Source organism: Actinomadura montaniterrae (assembly GCF_008923365.1).
GTDB classification, from domain to species: Bacteria; Actinomycetota; Actinomycetes; order Streptosporangiales; family Streptosporangiaceae; genus Spirillospora; species Spirillospora montaniterrae.
Window position 1 is genome coordinate 1 of sequence record NZ_WBMR01000180.1, and the last position, 19,266, is coordinate 19,266.

Consider the following 19,266-nt stretch of genomic DNA (forward strand, 5'->3'; position numbering starts at 1 on the left):
CGGGCAGGCCGGGCTCGGCGGGCTGCCCCGGCCCGGCGTTCTCGCGCGCGTAGCGTCCGAACACCAGCGGCTGCGTGGTGCCGGAGGCGTCCCGCTCAGGCTCGTCCGGCGGCAGCGCCTCGCGGACGCCGACCACCGCGAACCGGCCGAGGGCGAGCGCGGCGAAGAACACGATGACGGTGCCGAGCCCGGCGAAACCGGACAGCTGCTCGGCGAGGTGCCGGCCGTTGCCGGTGCCGAGCGGCGCGCCGACGCCCGGCACGTCCCACAGCGTGGCGAGCGGCCCGCCCACCACGAACCAGGCGCCGCCGAGGACGCCCAGCCACGCGCCGAGCATCGCGACCGCGCGGTGCGCGCTGAACAGCACGATCAGCCCGCCCAGCACGGCGGCGGCCGCCGGGGCGATGCTGAGCTCGAGCCGGTCGGTGTTGTAGACCCAGGTGTCGTCGGGGGCGAACCCGAAGTCGAAGTAGGGGCCGGCGAAGGGGAGCAGGCCGCCCCAGAGGCCCAGCAGCACCAGCAGGATCCCGCTGAACCCGCCCCTGCTGCGCGGTACTCGCATGGTCCCAGTCATGATCATTCCTCCTGACCGGGCGACGTGGTTTCAGTTTTGCACCCCCTTTACCCGCGCCGCCCGCCTCCACACCGCCCATTCAGGCCACGGTCACACCGCCCTTTCAGGCTGGGTCGCACCGCCCTTCAGGCGACGGTGCGGGCCTGCTGCTCGGGGCGCTCGGCGTCGATGTGCCAGCTGATCACGCGGACCGGGCGGATCCGGATCAGGTCGTCGCTGAAGAAGCCCTTGCCGATGTGCATCTCGCCCTTGACCGGCTCGGCCGTCCCGCGGATCTCCACGCCGCGGCCCCAGCCGGGCCGCACCGCGTCCGGGTCGTCCGCCGCCGTCTTGTCGTCCACGAGGAAGGACACGTGCGGGTCCGCGAGGACGTTGCGGTACTTGCGGCTGGCGGCGTTGGCCGGGCCGCCGATGTCGATCGTCCCGTCGGGGTTCAGCCGGAACCCGACGGGCCGCACCTGCGGCCCGCCGTCCGGGCCGATCGTGGACAGCCGCCCGAGGTCCTGCGTGGCCAGGTAGGCGCGCTCCGCCGGGGTGAAAGGGTCGCTCATCGCCGCTCTCCGATCGTCAGTGGTGCTCACGGAGCCGACGCTAGGACCTCAACCGCGATTCAGGTCAACCGGCGCTCTTCAGGTCGGCGGAGGCGTCGGCGGGGGCGGTGGCGAGGCGGCCGTCGAGGGCGTCGCGGACGAACCGGCCGAGCTCGGCGACCGCCGCGCGGGACTCCGGCAGGAGCGGGCCGAACATCTGGAAGACGTGGATCTGCCGGTCCCACACCTGCAGCGTCGCGGGCACGCCCGCCTCGGCGAGCCGCCGCGCCATCAGCTCGGAGTCGCAGTACAGCAGCTCGGTGGAGCCCGCCGTCAGCAGGACGGGCGGCAGCCCGGCCAGGTCGGCGCGGACGGGGGAGACCGCCGGGTCCTTGAGGTCGAGGTGGCCGAGGAAGGCCTCGACCAGCTTCTCCAGCAGCACGCCCGGGTCGGACGGGTCGAGGCCCATGTTGGCGTGCGCGAGCTTGTCGGTCAGGTCCATGTCGAGCATCGGGGACAGCGCGGCGAGCGCCGCCGGCATCGGCAACCCCTCGGCGCGGGCCCGCAGCGCGGTGGCGAACGTGAGGTGCCCGCCCGCCGAGTCGCCCATGATCACGATGTGGGCGGGGTCGACGCCGCGGTCGTCCAGCAGCCACCGGTAGGCGGCGAGGCAGTCCTCGACCTCCCGCTCGAACGGGACGGCGGGGATCATCCGGTAGTCGACCGACAGCGCGGGCACGCCGGCGGCGGCGCTGAACGAGGCGATCATCCGGCGGTGGGTGTTGAGGCCGCAGCAGACCCAGCCGCCGCCGTGCAGGTAGAGGATCACCCGGTCGCGGGCGGACGACGCGCCGGGCCCGCGCACCCATTCCGCGCCGAACCCGTCGAAGCGGACCTTCTCCGTGCGGACGCGGCGCGGCGCCGGCGCCCGCGCGGCGAGCCGGTCGAGGGCCGCCGCGTGCCGCAGCGCGCGGTCGTCGAACGGGAGCGCGGCGGCCTTGGCGAGCCGGGGGCGCAGGAAGCGGCGGATGCCCGCCGAGACGGCGCGGGACCGCAGGCTCGCGGTCCCGTGGCGTTCGATGACCAGGGTCGTCGGGCGTGGCTGCGTCACCGGGTCCTCCTCGCGACGGGGATGTAAGTAGATGGTGACATCCGGCCGCCGCCCGCCCGAAGCCGGGGGGCGATGAGCCGTGGCTGTGGCAAATACCAGAGAGAAGACCCTGAAACGCTTGCATTGTATGGCCATTTGCCCAGATGCGGGTCGAATCTGCGAGGGCTACGATCGTCCTTCGTGACGACGTTCAGGATCAGTGAGGCGGCCGCGCTGCTCGGGGTCAGCGCCGACACCGTCCGGCGCTGGGTCGACGGCGGCCGGCTGCCGGCCGAGCGCGACGAGCACGGCCACCGGCGGGTGCCGGGCGCCGAGCTGGCCGCCTTCGTGCGCGACCAGGCGCGCGGCGGCGCGGCCCCCGAGCAGGGCGAGCGGTTCTCCTCGGCGCGCAACCGGCTGCGCGGGATCGTCACCGAGGTCGTCCGGGACGGCGTGATGGCCCAGGTGGAGATCCAGGCGGGCCCGTTCCGGGTCGTGTCGCTGATGAGCCGCGAGGCGGCCGACGAGCTCGGCCTGCGGGTCGGCGTGGTCGCCGAGGCCGTGGTGAAGTCGACGAACGTCGTCGTCGAGGTGTCCGACCCGGGCTGATCGCACCCGGCGCACCCCCCTTGAGGAGAGACATGTTCAAGCGCACATCGGCGGCCGTGCTCGCGGCGTCCCTGGCACTGGCGGCGGCCGGCTGCGGCGACACCGGCGACGACGCGTCCTCGGGCGGCGGCGGGTCCAAGACCCTCACCGTGTTCGCGGCGGCCTCCCTCACCGAGACCTTCACCGCGCTCGGCAAGACCTTCGAGGCCGCGCATCCGGGGGTGAAGGTCCGGTTCAACTTCGGCGGCAGCGACAGCCTCGCGCAGGGCATCACGCAGGGCGCCCCGGCGGACGTGTTCGCCTCCGCCAGCCCCGCGACCATGAAGACCGTCACCGATGCGGGCGACGCCGACGGGACGCCGCAGGTGTTCACCCGCAACCGGCTGGTCATCGCCGTCCCGCCGAAGGACCCCGGCAAGGTCGCCAAGCTGGCGGACCTCGCGCGGTCCGGGCTGAAGGTCGTGCTGTGCGCGCCGGCGGTGCCGTGCGGCGCGGCGGCGAAGAAGGCGCTGGCGGCGGCGAACGTCGAGGTCAAGCCCGCGTCCGAGGAGAGCGACGTCAAGGCCGTGCTGACCAAGGTGAGCCTCGACGAGGCCGACGCCGGGCTCGTCTACCGCACCGACGCCAAGGCCGCCGCCGGCAAGGTGAAGGCCATCGAGTTCCCCGAGTCGGCGAAGGCGGTCAACGACTACCCGATCGTCGAGGTGAGGAAGGCGCCGCAGGGCGCGCTCGCCAAGCAGTTCGTGCAGCTCGTCCTCGGGGCGCAGGGCCGGGCCGCGCTCACCGCGGCGGGCTTCGAGGCGCCGTGAGCCGGTCCGGCCGGCCGCCCTGGTTCCTGCTGCTGCCCGCGCTGGCCGGGCTGGCGTTCCTGGTGCTGCCGCTGGCCGGGCTGCTCGCCCGCGCGCCGTGGTCCACCCTCGGCACCCGGCTCGGCCAGGGCCAGGTGCTGGAGGCGCTGCGGCTGTCGCTGCTGACCGCGACGATCAGCACCGGCGTGTGCCTGCTGCTCGGCGTGCCGCTGGCCTGGGTGCTGGCGCGGGCGTCGTTCCCCGGCCTGCGGCTCGTCCGGGCGCTGGTCACGGTGCCGCTGGTGCTGCCCCCGGTCGTCGGCGGCGTGGCGCTGCTGCTGGCGCTCGGCCGGCGCGGGCTGGTCGGCGAGTGGCTGGACGCGGCGTTCGGGATCACGCTGCCGTTCACCACCGCCGGGGTGGTGCTCGCCGAGACCTTCGTCGCGATGCCGTTCCTGGTGATCAGCGTGGAGGGCGCGCTGCGCGCCGCCGACCTGCGCTACGAGGAGGCCGCCGCCACCCTCGGCGCGGGCCGCTGGACGATCTTCCGCCGGGTCACGCTGCCGCTGGTGGCGCCCGGCGTCGCGGCCGGCGCGGTGCTGTGCTGGGCACGGGCCCTCGGCGAGTTCGGCGCGACCATCACCTTCGCGGGCAACTTCCCGGGCCGGACGCAGACGATGCCGCTCGCGGTGTACCTCGCGCTGCAGAACGACCCGCAGGCCGCGATCGTGCTGAGCCTGGTGCTGCTCGCGGTGTCGGTGGCCGTGCTGGCGGCGCTGCGCGACCGCTGGGTGGAGACGTGACCCGGGCCGGCGGGGCCTCGGACGGCGGCGTGAAGGGGCTGGACGCGCGGCTCGTCGTGCGGCGGGCTTCGTTCGAGCTGGACCTCGCGCTCGCCGCCGAGCCGGGCGAGGTCGTGGCGCTGCTCGGGCCGAACGGCGCGGGCAAGAGCACCGCGCTGCGCGCGCTCGCCGGGCTCGTCGCGATGCCGGACGGCCACATCCGGCTGGACGGTACCGACCTGCGTTCGCTGCCCGCCGAGCGCCGCGGCGTCGGCATGGTCTTCCAGGACTACCTGCTGTTCCCGCACCTCAGCGTCCTGGAGAACGTCGCGTTCGGGCCGCGCTGCCAGGGCGCCGGGCGCCGTGCCGCGCGGCGCCGGGCGGCGGACTGGCTGGAGCGGGTGGGTCTCGCCGAGTACGCGTCCGCGCGCCCCCGGGCGCTGTCGGGCGGGCAGGCGCAGCGGGTCGCGCTGGCGCGCGCTGGCGGTCGAGCCGGGCCTGCTGCTGCTGGACGAGCCGCTCGCGGCGCTCGACGCGCACACCCGGCTGGAGATCCGCGCCGCGCTGCGCCGGCATCTGGCCGGGTTCGAGGGCGCGGCCGTGCTCGTCACCCACGACCCGCTGGACGCGATGGTGCTGGCGGACCGGATCGCCGTGGTGGAGGACGGCCGGCTGGTCCAGGAGGGCACGCCCGCGGAGGTCGCGCGGCGGCCGCGCACCGACTACGTCGCGAGGCTCGTCGGGCTGAACCTGTACCGGGGGTCGGCCGAGGGAGGCACCGTAGTCATCGGCGGCACCGAAGGCGAGCACACGCTGGACACAGTCGACTCGCTTCGGGGTGAGGTCTTCCTGGCCTTCGCGCCATCGTCGGTCGCGCTGTACCGCACTCGCCCCGACGGCAGCCCGCGCAACCTGTGGCGTGCGCGTGTCGCCGCCGTCGAACGGCATGGAGACCGGGTGCGGGTGCGGTTGTCCGGGCCGCCATTCGACGCCGTCGCGGACATCACTCCGGCCTCGGTCGCGGAACTTGATTTGTCCGAGGGCAGCACGATTTGGGCGGCCGTGAAGGCCACCGAAACCCACGTTTACCCAGCTTGAGCGGGTCGAAGCCGAGGGAGGCGGCGCGCCGCCGTCGGCGCCCGTGCTTCAGTGATATCAATCACAAAACTGCGCGGGAAGGCCCAGAAGGCGACGGGATTGGTCCAGACCAAATGGCAAAAACGTCGGGTCTTGTTCATCATGCAAACATCCTGCGAACAGCTGAAGGAGTTGCCCGTGTCCAACCAGGTCCCCGGCCTCGACCAGGCCCCTACCGGCCACACCGAACTCGTGGAGTGGGTACGCGGGATCGCCGAGCTGACCAAGCCCGACCGCGTCGAGTGGTGCGACGGCTCGGACGAAGAGTGGGAGCGCCTGACCGGCCTCCTCGTCGAGCAGGGCACCCTCACGCGCCTCGACCCGGCCAAACGGCCCAACAGCTTCCACGCCGCGTCCGACCCCACCGACGTGGCCCGCGTCGAGGACCGGACCTTCATCTGCTCCGAGAAGGAGGAGGACGCGGGCCCGACCAACAACTGGATCGCGCCGGCCGAGATGCGGCAGACCCTGAACGGGCTCTTCGACGGCTGCATGAAGGGCCGCACCATGTACGTGGTGCCGTTCTGCATGGGCCCGCTCGGCGGCACCATCTCCCAGCTCGGCGTCGAGATCACCGACTCCGCCTACGTCGCGGTCTCGATGAAGATCATGACGCGGATGGGCACGGGCGCCCTGCGGCTGATCGAGGAGCGCGGCGGCTACGTCAAGGCGGTCCACTCGGTGGGCGCGCCGCTGGAGCCGGGGCAGGCGGACGTCAAGTGGCCGTGCAACTCCACCAAGTACATCACCCACTTCCCCGAGACCCGGGAGATCTGGTCGTTCGGGTCCGGCTACGGCGGCAACGCCCTGCTGGGCAAGAAGTGCTACGCGCTGCGCATCGCCTCGACGATGGCGCGCGACGAGGGCTGGATGGCCGAGCACATGCTCGTCCTCAAGCTCACCCCGCCGGAGGGCGAGACCCGCTACGTCGCCGCCGCGTTCCCGTCGGCGTGCGGTAAGACCAACCTCGCCATGCTCGAGCCGACCATCCCGGGCTGGAAGGTCGAGACGATCGGCGACGACATCGCCTGGATGCGGTTCGGCGACGACGGCCGGCTCTACGCCATCAACCCCGAGGCCGGCTTCTTCGGCGTCGCGCCCGGCACCGGCGAGAGCACCAACGCCAACGCGGTGAAGACGCTGTGGGGCAACAGCATCTTCACCAACGTCGCGCTCACCGACGACGGCGACGTGTGGTGGGAGGGCCTCACCGACGAGCCGCCCGCGCACCTGACCGACTGGAAGGGCAACGACTGGACGCCCGCGTCCGAGACGCCCGCCGCGCACCCGAACGCCCGCTTCACCACCCCGGCCGGGCAGTGCCCGATCGCGGCGGACGAGTGGGAGGACCCGAAGGGCGTGCCGATCTCGGCGATCCTGTTCGGCGGCCGCCGCGCGTCCGCGGTGCCGCTGGTCACCGAGTCCTTCGACTGGCAGCAGGGCGTGTTCCTCGGCGCCAACATCGCGTCCGAGAAGACCGCCGCCGCCGAGGGCACGGTCGGCGAGCTACGCCGCGACCCGTTCGCCATGCTGCCGTTCTGCGGCTACAACATGGGCGACTACTTCGGCCACTGGCTGGAGATCGGCAAGGCCACCGACGCCGAGAAGCTGCCGCGCATCTACTACGTCAACTGGTTCCGCAAGAACGCCGACGGCAAGTTCATCTGGCCCGGCTTCGGCGAGAACAGCCGGGTGCTGAAGTGGATCGTCGAGCGGCTGAACGGCAAGGCCGACGCCGCCAAGTCGCCGATCGGGCACCTGCCGACCAAGGAGGCCCTCGACACCGACGGCCTGCGGATCGACGACGCCGACCTGGAGACGCTGCTGTCGGTCGACAGCGAGGTGTGGAAGCAGGAGGCCGCCCTCGTGCCGGAGTTCTTCGAGAAGTTCGGCGACCACATGCCGAAGGCGCTGTGGGACGAGTACCACGACCTGGTCCGCCGCCTGGAGGCCTGATCCGCGCCGCCCGTCCCGCCGATCGCGCGGGACGGGCCCGATCCGCCCCGTCCGCGCCCGTTCGCTGAGATCCTTCGGCGAGCGGGCGCGAACCTCATGGGGAATCGGAGCGGAACATGTGGCATGACCTGTTCGGGATGGGCGTCCCGGTGGCCGACAAGGTGATCCGGTCGGCGGCGGTGTTCCTGGTGGTCATCGTGCTGCTGCGGGTCGCCGGGAAGCGGGAGCTGGCGCAGCTCAACGGCTTCGACTTCGTGGTCATGCTGCTGCTGTCGAACGTCGTGCAGAACGCGGTCATCGGCCCGGACGACTCGCTGACCGGGGGAGTGCTCGGCGCCGTGGTGCTGCTGGCGCTGAACGCCGCGCTGGTCCGGGCGGCGCTGTTCCTGCCGTGGCTGGCCGGGCTGGTGCACGGCCGGGCGAGCGTCCTCGCGCGGGACGGCGCGTACCGGCGGCGGACGCTGCTGCGGCTCGGGCTGCGGCCCGGCGACGTCGACGAGGCGATCCAGGAGCAGGGCGGCGACGACGTCGCCGACACCCGGCTGGTCACCCTCGAGCCGGGCGGCGCGGTCGTGGTCCGGCTGCGGGACGAGGAGCAGTCCGCCACCGCCCGGGACGTCGCGGACCTGCGCGCGCGGCTGGAGCGCATCGAACGGCACCTGGAGCGGCTCGCCGGCAGCACTGACCACGCGGCGCTGACCGTGCAGGACTTTGCCCATTTTGGGGCAGTTGTTGGCGGTTTTGTCGGTGGGGGTGGGCTGCAATGGGGGGAAGTCCACCGCCCCAGGGGAGGCCGCGATGTTCGACCTGATGACGCGCCACTGGTGGGTGCTCGCGCTGCGCGGCGCGTTCGCGATCCTGTTCGGCGTGGTCGCGTGGGTGTGGCCGCACATCACGCTGTGGGTCCTGGTCGTGCTGTTCGGCGCGTACGCGCTGGTGGACGGCGTGACCGCGGTGGCGCAGGCGGTCCGCGGCACGACCGGCGGGCCGCGCGGGCTGCTCGCGGTGTCCGGCGCCGCCGGCATCGTGCTCGGCATCGTCGCGATGGCCTGGCCGGGCGTGACCGCGCTCGCGCTGCTGATGCTGATCGCCGCGTGGGCGGTCGTCACCGGGGTGCTGGAGATCGTCGCGGCGGTGTCGCTGCGCCGGGAGTTGCGCGGCGAGTGGATGTACGCGGTGACCGGCGCGATCTCGATCGTGTTCGGGATCCTGCTGTTCGCCTGGCCGGTGTCGGGCGCGCTCGCCGTCGTCTGGCTGATCGGCCTGTTCGCGATCCTGTTCGGCGCCACGCTGGTCGGTGCGGCGTTCCGGCTGCGCGGCCTCGGCAAGCGGGCCGAGGGGCGCGGCGCCGGGATGGGCGCGGCGAGCCCGCACTGGCGCTGACCGCCCGGTAACCTCAAGTCCGCTTGAGGTCGCATAGGATGCGCGGCATGACGCGCCTCGAGCACCGCAAGCACGAACTGACCGTCGGGCAGCTCGCCGAGCGCAGCGGCGTGGCCGTCTCGGCGCTGCACTTCTACGAGGCCAAAGGCTTGATCAGCAGCCGCCGCACCGCCGGGAACCAGCGCCGCTTCAGCCGCGACACGCTGCGCCGCGTCTCGTTCATCAAGGTCTCGCAGCGGGTCGGGATCCCGCTCGCCGACATCCGGGACGCCCTCGCCACGCTGCCCGAGGAGCGCACGCCGACCGTCGCGGACTGGGCGCGGCTGTCCGACCTGTGGCGCGCCGACCTCGACGCCCGCATCCGGCAGCTGGAGCGGCTCCGCGACGACCTGACCGAGTGCATCGGCTGCGGCTGCCTGTCGATCAGCAAGTGCGCGCTCGCCAACCCCTACGACCGGCTCGGCGACGAGGGGCCCGGCCCGCGCCGCCTCCTCGTCGACGACCGCCCCGAGCCCGCCCGGACGGCCCCGGACGACGGCGGCGCGGCCGAGGAGGACTGCGACCCGGCGTCCTGCGCCGCCCGCTCCTGACCCCGGGCTCCTGACCCCGGGCTCCTGACCCCGGTCTCCTGAGCCCGGGCGCCCGGCCGTGGCCGGAACCGGCCGGTGCCGGACCGGTCAGGAGTCGACCGGACGCGGCTCCCTGCTGTGCGGGTCGATGCGCCGCGGCGCCGGCTCCCGCCCGGCCGGCTGCGTCGGCGCCGGACGGGCCGCGACCTGCTCGATCGGCAGCTCCACCGGCTCGTCCCCGAGCTCGAACTCCTCGCCGTGGTGCCACAGCGTGATGGCCGGGCCGTCCAGCAGCTCGTAGGTGGCCGACTCCCCGGTCACCTCGACCCGCACCCGGCTGCCCCGGTACCGCATCCGGAACGCCAGCCGGCTGATGCCGCCCGGCAGCCGCGGCGCGAACCGCAGCCGCCCGCCGCCCGCCCGCATCCCGCCGAACCCGGCGACGAGCCCGCTCCACGCGCCCGCCATCGACGCCACGTGCAGCCCGTCGCGGGTGTTGCGGTTCAGGTCGTGCAGGTCCATCAGCGAGGTCTCGCCGAGGTAGTCGTGCGCGAGCTCCAGATGCCCGACCTCGGCCGCCACCACCGCCTGCGTCTGCGCCGACAGCGACGAGTCCCGCACCGTCAGGCCCTCGTAGTACTCGAAGTTGCGGGCCTTCTGCTCGTCGGTGAACTCCTCCCCGCACAGGTGCAGGGCCAGGACCAGGTCCGCCTGCTTCACCACCTGCTTGCGGTACAGGTCGAAGTACGGGAAGTTCAGCAGCAGCGGGTAGTGGTCCGGCTTGGTCGACGCGAAGTCCCAGCGGGCGTGGTTGGTGAAGTTCTCGCTCTGCGGATGGACGCCCAGCCGCTCGTCGTAGGGGATCACCATCGCCGACGCCGCGTCCCGCCACGACGCGGCCTCCTCGGCGTCCACGCCGAGCCGGTCGCACATGTCCGGATGGCGCATCGCCGTCTCCGCCGCCTCCAGCAGGTTCCGGCGCGCCATCAGGTTGGTGTAGACGTTGTTGTCCACGACCGCGCTGTACTCGTCCGGGCCGGTGACGCCGTCGATGCGGAACACCCCGCCGACGTCGTGGTGGCCGAGGCTGCGCCACAGCCGCGCCGTCTGCACCAGGATCTCCAGCCCGATCTCCCGCTCGAACCGCTCGTCCTGCGTGGCGTCCACGTACCGGACGACGGCGTCGGAGATGTCGGCATTGATGTGGAACGCCGCGGTCCCGGCGGGCCAGTAGCCGGAGCATTCGTGGCCGCGGATCGTCCGCCACGGGAACGCGGCGCCGGTCAGCCCGAGCTGGGCGGCCCGCTCGCACGCCAGCGGCAGCGTCATGTGCCGCCAGGCGAGCGCGTCGGCGGCCGCGTCGGGCGCGGTGTAGGTCAGCACCGGCAGCACGAACGTCTCGGTGTCCCAGAACGTGTGCCCGTCGTAGCCAGGGCCCGTCAGCCCCTTCGCCGGGATCATGCGCCGTTCGGCGCGCGCCCCCGCCTGCAGCGTGTGGAACAGCCCGAACCGGACCGCCTGCTGGATCTCGGCGTCCCCGTCGACCTCCACGTCCGCGCCGCACCAGAAGTCGTCCAGGAAGTGCCGCTGCTCGGCCAGCAGCCCGTCCCAGCCTGTCTGCCGCGCGCCCGCCAGCGCCCCGACCACCTGGTCGTGCAGCGCCGGCCGGGACCGCTGGCTCGACCACCCGTACGCCAGGTACTTGATGATCCGCAGCCGCTGCCCCGGCTCCAGCCGCGTCGCGACCGTCAGCCGGCCCACGTCCGGCGAGCTCTCGGTCTCCACCGCCATCGACTCGGGGCCCTCGATGTGGTGCGACATGCCCGCCGCCATCCGCAGCCCGCTCTGCCGCGTCCGGTGCAGCAGCAGCACCTTCGTGCCGTTGGCGACGTGCTCCTCGCTGATCAGCGGGTGGTCGAGGATCGCCGACGCCCGCGGGTCCTTGTCGCCGTCCGGCAGCGCCTCGTTGGCGACCAGCTCCGACTGCGCGACCACCCGCATGGACTGGTGCACCGGCTCCACGTCGTAGCAGATCGCCGCGACCGCCCGCTGCGTCAGCGACACCATCCGCGTGGACGTCACCCGGATGCGCTGGTCGGCGGGCGACGTCCACTCCACGTGCCGGGTGAGGGTGCCCGCCCGCATGTCCAGGATCCGCTCGTGGTGGTGGACGCGCCCGTACCGCACGTCCAGCGGCTCGTCGTCCACCAGCAGCCGGATCACCTTGCCGTTGGTGACGTTGATGACCGTCTGCCCCGACTCGGGGTAGCCGTAGGCGGTCTCCGCCTGCGGCAGCGGCCGCTGCTCGTAGAAGGAGTTCAGGTAGGTGCCCGGCAGGCCGTGCGGCTCTCCCTCGTCGAGGTTGCCGCGCAGGCCGAGATGGCCGTTCGACAGCGCGAACACCGACTCGCTCTGCGCCAGCCGGTCCAGCCGCAGCTCCGGTTCGCGAACGCACCACGGCTCCACGGTGAACACGGGCCGCTCGGTGCTGGTCTGTCCCTCCGGGTCCGTCACTTGTCCTCCAGCAGTTCGGACAGGTCGTTCACCACCACGTCGGCGCCGTGCGCGGCGAGCTCCTTCGCGTGCTCGCCGTCGACCCGGTTGACGCCCACCACGTACGCGAACCCGCCGGCCCGGCCCGCCTCCACGCCGGCGAGCGCGTCCTCGAACACCACGGCCCGGTCCGCCGGCACGTCCAGCTCCTTCGCCCCTGCGAGGAACATGTCGGGCGCGGGCTTGCCGGGCAGGTTCCGCTCCGCCGCGACGACGCCGTCCACGCGCGCGTCGAACAGGCCGGTGATCCCGACCGAGCGCAGCACCTGCACCGTGTTGGCGCTGGAGGACACCACCGCCGTCCGCAGCCCGGCCTCGCGGGCGGCGCGGACGAAGTCGATCGACCCGTCGAAGGTCTCCACGCCCTTCTCCTCGATGAGCTTGAGGACCAGGGCGTTCTTGCGGTTCCCGAGGCCGCGGACGGTCGCGTTCTCCGGCGGGTCGTCCGGGGCGCCCTCGGGCAGCGTGATGCCGCGCGACTCCAGGAACGAGCGCGTCCCGTCCTCGCGCTTCTTGCCGTCGACGTAGCGCCCGTAGTCCTTCACCGGGTCGAAGGGGACGAACGGCTCGCCCGTCTCCCGCGCGCGTTCGCGCAGGTAGCCGTCGAACATCTCCTTCCACGCCGCGGCGTGCACGGCCGCGGTGCGGGTAAGCACCCCGTCGAGATCGAACAGACACGCCGCCGCCGCGTCCGGCAGTCCCAGCATCCGCACCCCCTGGATGACACGATCGGAATCGTTCTCAAGTGCGTCCCGTTCCCGTGCCGGAACAGGACATGCGGGGCCGGCGTTCGAACGGGGGGGATCATGATCGTCGTACAACCCCTTGGCCAGGGTGGCACACGAAGAGGAGAGAACCAATGGAAACGGCGCGCATAGGCGTCACGGGGCTCGCGGTGATGGGCCGTAACCTGGCTCGCAACCTCGCCCGGCACGGTCATCCGGTCGCCGTGCACAACCGCACCGCCGCCCGCACGAAGGCGCTGGTGGAGGAGTTCGGCGACGAGGGCACCTTCCTGCCGGCCGAGACGGCGGAGCAGTTCGTCGCGTCGCTGGAGCGGCCCCGGCGGCTGGTGGTCATGGTGAAGGCGGGCGCGCCGACCGACGCGGTCATCGACGAGTTCGCGCCGCTGCTGGAGCCCGGCGACATGATCGTGGACGGCGGCAACGCGCACTTCGCCGACACGCGCCGCCGCGAGGCCGCGCTGCGCGAGCGCGGGATCCACTTCGTCGGCACCGGCATCTCCGGCGGCGAGGAGGGCGCGCTGCACGGCCCGAGCATCATGCCGGGCGGCTCCGCCGAGTCCTACGAGGCGCTCGGCCCGCTGCTGGAGGACATCGCCGCGAACGTCGACGGCACCCCCTGCTGCACCCACGTCGGCCCGGACGGCGCCGGGCACTTCGTGAAGATGGTGCACAACGGCATCGAGTACTCCGACATGCAGCTGATCGCCGAGTCCTACGACCTGCTGCGGCACGCCGCCGGGCTCGCGCCCGCCGAGATCGCCGAGGTGTTCCGCACCTGGAACACCGGCCGGCTGGAGTCCTACCTCATCGAGATCACCGCCGAGGTGCTCGCGCACACCGACGCCGCCACCGGCAGGCCGTTCGTGGACGTGGTGCTCGACCAGGCCGAGCAGAAGGGCACCGGCCGCTGGACCGTCCAGACGGCCCTGGACCTCGGCGTCCCGGTCGGCGGCATCGCCGAGGCGGTGTTCGCCCGGTCCGTCTCCGGCCACGCCGGGCTGCGCGAGGCGTCCCGGAACCTGCCGGGGCCGTCCCGCTCCGCCGTCGCCGGGTCCGGCTTCGCGGACAAGGTCGAGAAGGCGCTGTACGCATCGAAGATCGTCGCCTACGCGCAGGGCTTCCACGAGATCCAGGCGGGCAGCGCCGAGTACGGCTGGAACATCGACGCCGGCGCGATGGCGACCATCTGGCGCGGCGGCTGCATCATCCGGGCCCGGTTCCTCGACCGGATCCGCGCCGCCTACGAGGCCGACCCGTCCACGCCGACGCTGCTCACCGACGACCACTTCGCCGAGGCCCTCGGCGACGCCCAGGACGCCTGGCGCGACGTCGTCGCCACCGCCGCCCGGATCGGCGTCCCCGCGCCGGGCTTCTCGACCGCGCTCGCCTACTACGACTCGCTGCGCGCCGACCGCCTGCCGGCCGCGCTCACCCAGGGGCAGCGCGACTTCTTCGGCGCGCACACCTACCGCCGCGTCGACCGCGACGGCTCCTTCCACACCCTCTGGGGCGGCGACCGCACCGAGGTCTCCGCCTAACCGGCGCCTGTGTGCTGGGCGTCCCGCCTCGTCCGGGGCGGGACGCTCAGCCTTCGCGCCAGGCCGGACGAGGACGCCGAGGACGCCGAGCCCGCCCAGCCCGCCGGGCGGCTCGTCCACGGCCTCGACCGCCCGGCCGGTCGTAGCCGTTCACGACCCGTCGTCGTCCTTCTCGACGCCGGCGATCGGGTTGCCGTCCCGCACCCCGCTGCCCTCCCGGGACTCGTAGCCCTCCGCGGCGCTGCCGTTGCCGGGCACGATCCGCTCGCGCGGCAGCTCCTCGCGTCCCGAGCTGGCCCCGGGGCCCCGGTCGGCGGGGTCGTTCTTCGTCTTCTTCGCCATCGCTCTTCCCCTCGTCTCGCTGGTTCGTCCAGCACGTTGTAACCGAACGGCCGCCCCCTAACCGGCCGCTGGGTAGGGTCGGGCCCGTGCGGATACCGGGGGACGGCGAGATTCGGGCGTTGCACGAGCGGCTGGCGCCGAGCCGGAAGGCGTTCGACCTGGTCTGGACGCACTGCGTGATCGTGTGCCGGATCGCCGAGCGGCTGATGGACGCGGGCGGCCTGGACGTCGACAAGGAACTCGTGCGGGCCGGATGCCTGCTGCACGACGTCGGCGTGTACCGGCTGTACGACATCACCGGGGAGTTCGACCACCGGCAGTACGTCCGGCACGGGGTGCTCGGGCACGAGCTGCTCGCGGAGGAGGGCTTCTCCGAGGCCCTCTGCCGGTTCTGCTCGCACCACACCGGGATGGGGCTGACCAGGGACGACATCGAGCGGCAGAACCTGCCCCTGCCGCCCGCCGACTACCTGGCCGAGACGGGCGAGGAGCGGCTCGTCATGTACGCGGACAAGTTCCACAGCAAGACCGACCCGCCCTCGTTCGTCAACGCCTCGTCCTACGCGGTGCACGTGCGGCGGTTCGGCGGCGACAAGGTCGCCGCGTTCAAGGAGATGCGCGACCTTTACGGCGAGCCCGATCTCGAACCCCTGGCAACCGAATACGGCCACACCCTCGTGTGACCCCGGCCCCGGCCCGGACGGGCCGCGCGGCGGCCGGTGACGCGGGCAGTGGGCGATCCGGGGCAGGATGGAGGGGTGAGTCTTATCGATGAGCTTCCTTCCGGTACCGACGCTGATCCCGATTCGCTGTTCGAGGCGTTCGAGCGGTGGGTGTCCGGGCGCGGGATCACGCTGTATCCCGCGCAGGAGGAGGCGCTCATCGAGGTCGTCTCGGGCGCCAACGTGATCCTTTCGACGCCGACGGGGTCCGGCAAGAGCCTGGTGGCGGCGGGGGCGCTGTTCGCGGCGCTCGGCAAGGACCAGGTCGGGTTCTACACCGCGCCGATCAAGGCGCTGGTGTCGGAGAAGTTCTTCGACCTGTGCGAGATGTTCGGGCGCGAGAACGTCGGGATGATGACCGGCGACGCCAGCGTCAACGCGGACGCGCCGATCGTGTGCTGCACCGCCGAGGTGCTGGCGAACATCGCGCTGCGGGACGGCGCCGACGCCGACATCGGCGTGGTCGTGATGGACGAGTTCCACTTCTACGCCGAGCCGGAGCGGGGCTGGGCGTGGCAGATCCCGCTGCTGGAGCTGCCGCAGACGCAGTTCCTGCTGATGTCGGCGACGCTCGGCGACGTCGGGTTCTTCCAGAAGGACCTGACGCGCCGCACCGGCCGCCCGACGGCGCTGGTGACGTCGGCGGAGCGGCCCGTCCCGCTGATCTACGACTACCGGGTCACGCCGCTGCACGAGACGATCGAGGAGCTGCTGGCCGAGCAGAAGGCGCCGATCTACCTGGTGCACTTCACGCAGGCGGCGGCGATCGAGCGGGCGCAGTCGCTGATGAGCATCAACGTGTGCACGAAGGCGGAGAAGGCGCGGATCGCCGAGCTGATCGGCGGGTTCCGGTTCACGACGAAGTTCGGGCGGAACCTGTCGCGGTTCGTCCGGCACGGGATCGGGGTGCACCACGCGGGGATGCTGCCGAAGTACCGGCGGCTGGTCGAGCGGCTCGCGCAGGCCGGGCTGCTGAAGGTCATCTGCGGCACCGACACGCTCGGCGTCGGGGTGAACGTGCCGATCAGGACGGTGGTGTTCACCGCGCTGAGCAAGTACGACGGGCACCGGGTGCGGCGGCTGCGGGCGCGGGAGTTCCACCAGATCGCCGGGCGGGCGGGGCGCGCCGGGTTCGACACGGTCGGGTTCGTCGTCGCGCAGGCCCCCGAGCACGTGGTGGAGAACGAGAAGGCCCTCGCGAAGGCGGGCGACGATCCGAAGAAGCGGCGGAAGGTGCAGCGCAAGAAGCCGCCGGAGGGGTTCGTCGGCTGGGACGAGGAGGTCTTCAAGAAGCTGCAGGACGCCGAGCCGGAGATGCTCCGGTCCCGGTTCCAGGTGTCGCACGCGATGCTGCTGTCGGTGATCGCGCGTCCGGGGAACGCGTTCCAGGCGATGAAGCGGCTGCTGACCGACAACCACGAGGAGCCGTCGGCGCAGCGCCGGCACATCTCCCGGGCCATCGCGATCTACCGGTCGCTGCTGGCCGGAGGGGTGGTGGAGGTGCTGCCGGAGCCGGACGACCTCGGCCGGTACGCGCGGATCACCGTGGACCTGCAGGAGGACTTCGCGCTCAACCAGCCGCTGTCGACGTTCGCGCTGGCCGCGTTCGAGGTGCTGGACCCGGGGTCGCCGTCGTACGCGCTGGACGTCCTGTCGGTGATCGAGGCGACGCTGGACGACCCGCGGCAGATCCTCGCCGCGCAGGTCAACAAGGCGCGCGGCGAGGCCGTCCAGGAGATGAAGGCGGAGGGGATCGAGTACGAGGAGCGGATGGAGCTGCTCCAGGACGTCGACCACCCGAAGCCCCTGGAGGAGGAGCTCGACGCCGCGTACGAGATCTACCGGGCCGGGCACCCGTGGGTGGGCGACCATCCGCTGCGGCCGAAGTCGGTCGTCCGGGACATGTACGAGCGGGCGATGACGTTCACCGAGTACATCGGGTACTACGAGCTGGCGCGGGCGGAGGGGCTCGTGCTGCGGTACCTGTCGGGCGCGTACAAGGCGCTGCAGCAGACCGTCCCCGAGTCGATCAAGACCGATGACCTCATCGACCTGATCGAGTGGCTCGGGGAGCTGGTCCGGCAGGTGGACTCCAGCCTGCTGGACGAGTGGGAGCAGCTCGCCAACCCCGCCGACGAGGACGTCAGCGAGCCGATCGAGGACCGGGTCACGAAGGTGACCGCGAACGCGCGGGCGTTCCGGGTGCTGGTCCGCAACGCGCTGTTCCGCCGGGTGGAGCTGGCGGCGCTGGAGCGGTACCGGGAGCTCGGCGAGATGGACCCGGACTTCGGCGAGGACGCCTGGCGCGAGGCGATGGACGCCTACTTCGAGGAGCACGACGAGCTGCTCACCGGCCCGGACGCGCGCGGCCCGAAGTTGCTGCAGATCGAGGAGGTGCCGGACGACGCGCTGTGGCGGGTCCGGCAGGTGTTCGACGACCCGGCGGGCGACCACGACTGGGGGATCTCCGCCGAGGTCGACCTGGCGGGCTCGGACCAGGAGGGCGCGGCGGTCGTCCGGGTCACCGCCGTGGACCGCATGTGAGCCGAGAACGGATGTGACGGAGGGCCGAGGAATGGTGCAGGTCGCGGTCGCGCAGTTCGCGCCCGGCGAGGACAAGGACGCCAACCTGGCGGCGATCGGGAAGCTCGCCGCGGAGGCGGCCGGGCGCGGCGCGCGCGTCGTCGTGTTCCCGGAGTTCGCGATGTTCACCGCGCCGCGGCTGGACCGGCGGTTCATCGACACGGCGGAGCCGCTGGACGGCCCGTTCGCGTCCGGGCTCGGCGAGCTGGCCCGCCGGTACGGCGTCCACGTGGTGGCGGGCGTGAACGAGCGGCTGGACGAGCCGGACCGGATCTCCAACACCCTCCTCGCGATCGGCCCGGACGGCGCCGTCGCGGCGACGTACCGCAAGACGCACCTGTACGACGCGTTCGGGTACAAGGAGTCGGACGTCGTCCGGCACGGCCCGATCGGCGACCCGGAGACGTTCGCCGTGGACGGCGTGCGGTTCGGCATGCAGACCTGCTACGACGTCCGGTTCCCGGAGGTGACGCGGCGGATCGTGGACGCGGGCGCGGAGGTGCTCGCGCTGCCCGCCGAGTGGGTGCCCGGGCCGCTCAAGGAGGACCACTGGCGGACGCTGGTGCGGGCCCGCGCGATCGAGAACACGATCTACGTGGCGGCCGCCGGCCAGTGCGCCCCGACCGGCGCCGGCAACAGCATGATCGTCGACCCGATGGGCGTCGTCGTCGCGGCGCTGGGGGAGACGGCGGGCACGGCGGCGGCGGACGTGTCGCCCGAGCGCGTCGCGGCCGTGCGGGAGAAGAACCCGGCGCTGTCGCTGCGCCGCTTCACCACCGTCCCCCTGCCCTGACCCGCGCCGCCGCCATGCGGAGCGGTTCGACGACGTGGAGCTGTGCACGCGGTCCACGTCGTCGGCGACGAGGTGCCCGGATGGCTCGCCCCGCGGCTCGGGGTGGTCGGGGTGGACGGCGCGGCGATGGCGTCCGCCGGGTGGCGCTGAGCCCGCCTCCTCGGGCCGCGGGGTCCGGGACTGTATCGAGCGGGCAACGGTCTCCGGCATTCTCCGTGTGCGAGCGTGCGCGGACCGTGACGATCGGATCGTGCCCGAATCCCGCGACCTCCCCCCGGCCGGATACACCCGCGCCACGCCCCGGCCGCCGCTCCGCGCCCGCCTGCTCGGCGCCCGCACTCTGCCCGCCCGGGCCCTCCACGCCCGGCCCCGCGTCCGCTCGCCCTTCCCGGCCGTCGCGCTCGCCCTCGTCCTGGCGGCCGGGATCGTCGGCCTGATCGGCTACGGGACGAGGCACGAGCCCCCGGCCAGGAGCCTCACCCCGGACGCGGCGAGCCCGACCGCGCCCGCCATGCCCACCGCGCCCGCCATGCCCACCGCGCCCGCCGCGCCGACCGCACCCGGCGCGCCG

The 19,266-nt window shown here is 72.9% G+C and carries 18 protein-coding genes and 1 pseudogene; 12 read left to right on the top strand and 7 right to left on the bottom strand.

The window, feature by feature from the left end:
* From F9B16_RS38245 to F9B16_RS38255, 3 genes are all read right to left on the bottom strand, one after another.
* Positions 1-574 (bottom strand): hypothetical protein (locus F9B16_RS38245; RefSeq protein WP_151545123.1); only part of this gene is annotated, 574 nt, incomplete at its 3' end.
* Positions 575-699: 125 nt separating this feature from the next.
* Positions 700-1,125, bottom strand: coding sequence for a PPOX class F420-dependent oxidoreductase (locus tag F9B16_RS38250; RefSeq protein ID WP_151545124.1), 426 nt, complete (start codon positions 1,123-1,125; stop codon positions 700-702).
* A gap of 64 nt (positions 1,126-1,189) precedes the next feature.
* Positions 1,190-2,215, bottom strand: coding sequence for an alpha/beta hydrolase (locus tag F9B16_RS38255; protein WP_151545125.1), 1,026 nt, complete (start codon positions 2,213-2,215; stop codon positions 1,190-1,192).
* A 180-nt stretch (positions 2,216-2,395) separates the two neighbouring features.
* Between F9B16_RS38255 and F9B16_RS38260 the strand changes: the two genes are divergently transcribed.
* From F9B16_RS38260 to F9B16_RS38280, 5 genes and pseudogenes are all read left to right on the top strand, one after another.
* The gene (locus F9B16_RS38260) at positions 2,396-2,803 is read left to right on the top strand and encodes a TOBE domain-containing protein (protein ID WP_151545126.1); all 408 of its coding nucleotides are present in this window, start codon (positions 2,396-2,398) and stop codon (positions 2,801-2,803) included.
* A 32-nt stretch (positions 2,804-2,835) separates the two neighbouring features.
* Positions 2,836-3,612, top strand: a complete 777-nt coding sequence (gene modA, locus F9B16_RS38265) for a molybdate ABC transporter substrate-binding protein (protein ID WP_151545127.1) — start codon at positions 2,836-2,838, stop codon at positions 3,610-3,612.
* On the top strand, positions 3,609-4,394 hold the full coding sequence (locus tag F9B16_RS38270; protein ID WP_151545128.1) for an ABC transporter permease: 786 nt from the start codon (positions 3,609-3,611) through the stop codon (positions 4,392-4,394). Before modA ends, F9B16_RS38270 begins: the two co-directional genes overlap by 4 nt.
* Before the next feature lie 29 nt (positions 4,395-4,423).
* Positions 4,424-5,471 (top strand): annotated as a pseudogene (locus F9B16_RS38275) (ABC transporter ATP-binding protein).
* A 177-nt stretch (positions 5,472-5,648) separates the two neighbouring features.
* Complete coding sequence (locus F9B16_RS38280) at positions 5,649-7,466, top strand: phosphoenolpyruvate carboxykinase (GTP) (RefSeq protein ID WP_225992312.1); 1,818 nt, start codon at positions 5,649-5,651, stop codon at positions 7,464-7,466.
* Between the two features lie 94 nt (positions 7,467-7,560).
* Here the strand turns inward: F9B16_RS38280 and F9B16_RS51565 are convergent, their stop codons facing one another.
* On the bottom strand, positions 7,561-8,115 hold the full coding sequence (locus F9B16_RS51565; RefSeq protein ID WP_192809196.1) for a hypothetical protein: 555 nt from the start codon (positions 8,113-8,115) through the stop codon (positions 7,561-7,563).
* Positions 8,116-8,264: 149 nt separating this feature from the next.
* Here F9B16_RS51565 and F9B16_RS38290 point away from each other — a divergent pair, with 149 nt between their 5' ends.
* Both F9B16_RS38290 and soxR read left to right on the top strand, forming a co-directional pair.
* Complete coding sequence (locus tag F9B16_RS38290) at positions 8,265-8,849, top strand: HdeD family acid-resistance protein (protein WP_151545129.1); 585 nt, start codon at positions 8,265-8,267, stop codon at positions 8,847-8,849.
* Between the two features lie 47 nt (positions 8,850-8,896).
* Positions 8,897-9,439: a redox-sensitive transcriptional activator SoxR gene (gene soxR / locus F9B16_RS38295; protein WP_151545130.1), complete on the top strand. Its 543-nt coding sequence runs from the start codon at positions 8,897-8,899 to the stop codon at positions 9,437-9,439.
* An 87-nt stretch (positions 9,440-9,526) separates the two neighbouring features.
* Here soxR and F9B16_RS38300 read toward each other — a convergent pair whose 3' ends face one another.
* Both F9B16_RS38300 and F9B16_RS38305 read right to left on the bottom strand, forming a co-directional pair.
* Positions 9,527-11,932: a glycoside hydrolase family 65 protein gene (locus F9B16_RS38300; RefSeq protein WP_151545131.1), complete on the bottom strand. Its 2,406-nt coding sequence runs from the start codon at positions 11,930-11,932 to the stop codon at positions 9,527-9,529.
* A complete protein-coding gene (locus F9B16_RS38305; RefSeq protein ID WP_151545138.1) occupies positions 11,929-12,678 on the bottom strand; it encodes an HAD family hydrolase in 750 nt (249 codons plus the stop codon). Before F9B16_RS38305 ends, F9B16_RS38300 begins: the two co-directional genes overlap by 4 nt.
* A 152-nt stretch (positions 12,679-12,830) precedes the next feature.
* On the opposite strand from F9B16_RS38305, the gene gndA reads away from it, so the two are divergent.
* The gene (gndA, locus tag F9B16_RS38310) at positions 12,831-14,255 is read left to right on the top strand and encodes an NADP-dependent phosphogluconate dehydrogenase (RefSeq protein WP_151545132.1); all 1,425 of its coding nucleotides are present in this window, start codon (positions 12,831-12,833) and stop codon (positions 14,253-14,255) included.
* A 150-nt stretch (positions 14,256-14,405) separates the two neighbouring features.
* On the opposite strand, the gene F9B16_RS38315 is transcribed toward gndA, so the two are convergent.
* Entirely contained in the window at positions 14,406-14,597 is a 192-nt protein-coding gene (locus F9B16_RS38315) for a hypothetical protein (protein ID WP_151545133.1), read from the bottom strand.
* Positions 14,598-14,683: 86 nt separating this feature from the next.
* On the opposite strand from F9B16_RS38315, the gene F9B16_RS38320 reads away from it, so the two are divergent.
* The 4 genes from F9B16_RS38320 to F9B16_RS51570 all read left to right on the top strand — a co-directional run.
* Positions 14,684-15,280, top strand: a complete 597-nt coding sequence (locus F9B16_RS38320; protein ID WP_151545134.1) for an HD domain-containing protein — start codon at positions 14,684-14,686, stop codon at positions 15,278-15,280.
* Between the two features lie 75 nt (positions 15,281-15,355).
* A complete protein-coding gene (locus tag F9B16_RS38325; protein ID WP_151545135.1) occupies positions 15,356-17,863 on the top strand; it encodes a DEAD/DEAH box helicase in 2,508 nt (835 codons plus the stop codon).
* A gap of 31 nt (positions 17,864-17,894) precedes the next feature.
* A complete protein-coding gene (locus F9B16_RS38330) occupies positions 17,895-18,695 on the top strand; it encodes a carbon-nitrogen hydrolase family protein (RefSeq protein ID WP_151545136.1) in 801 nt (266 codons plus the stop codon).
* A 250-nt stretch (positions 18,696-18,945) separates the two neighbouring features.
* A partial coding sequence (locus tag F9B16_RS51570; protein ID WP_225992313.1) for a hypothetical protein occupies positions 18,946-19,266 on the top strand: 321 nt, incomplete at its 3' end.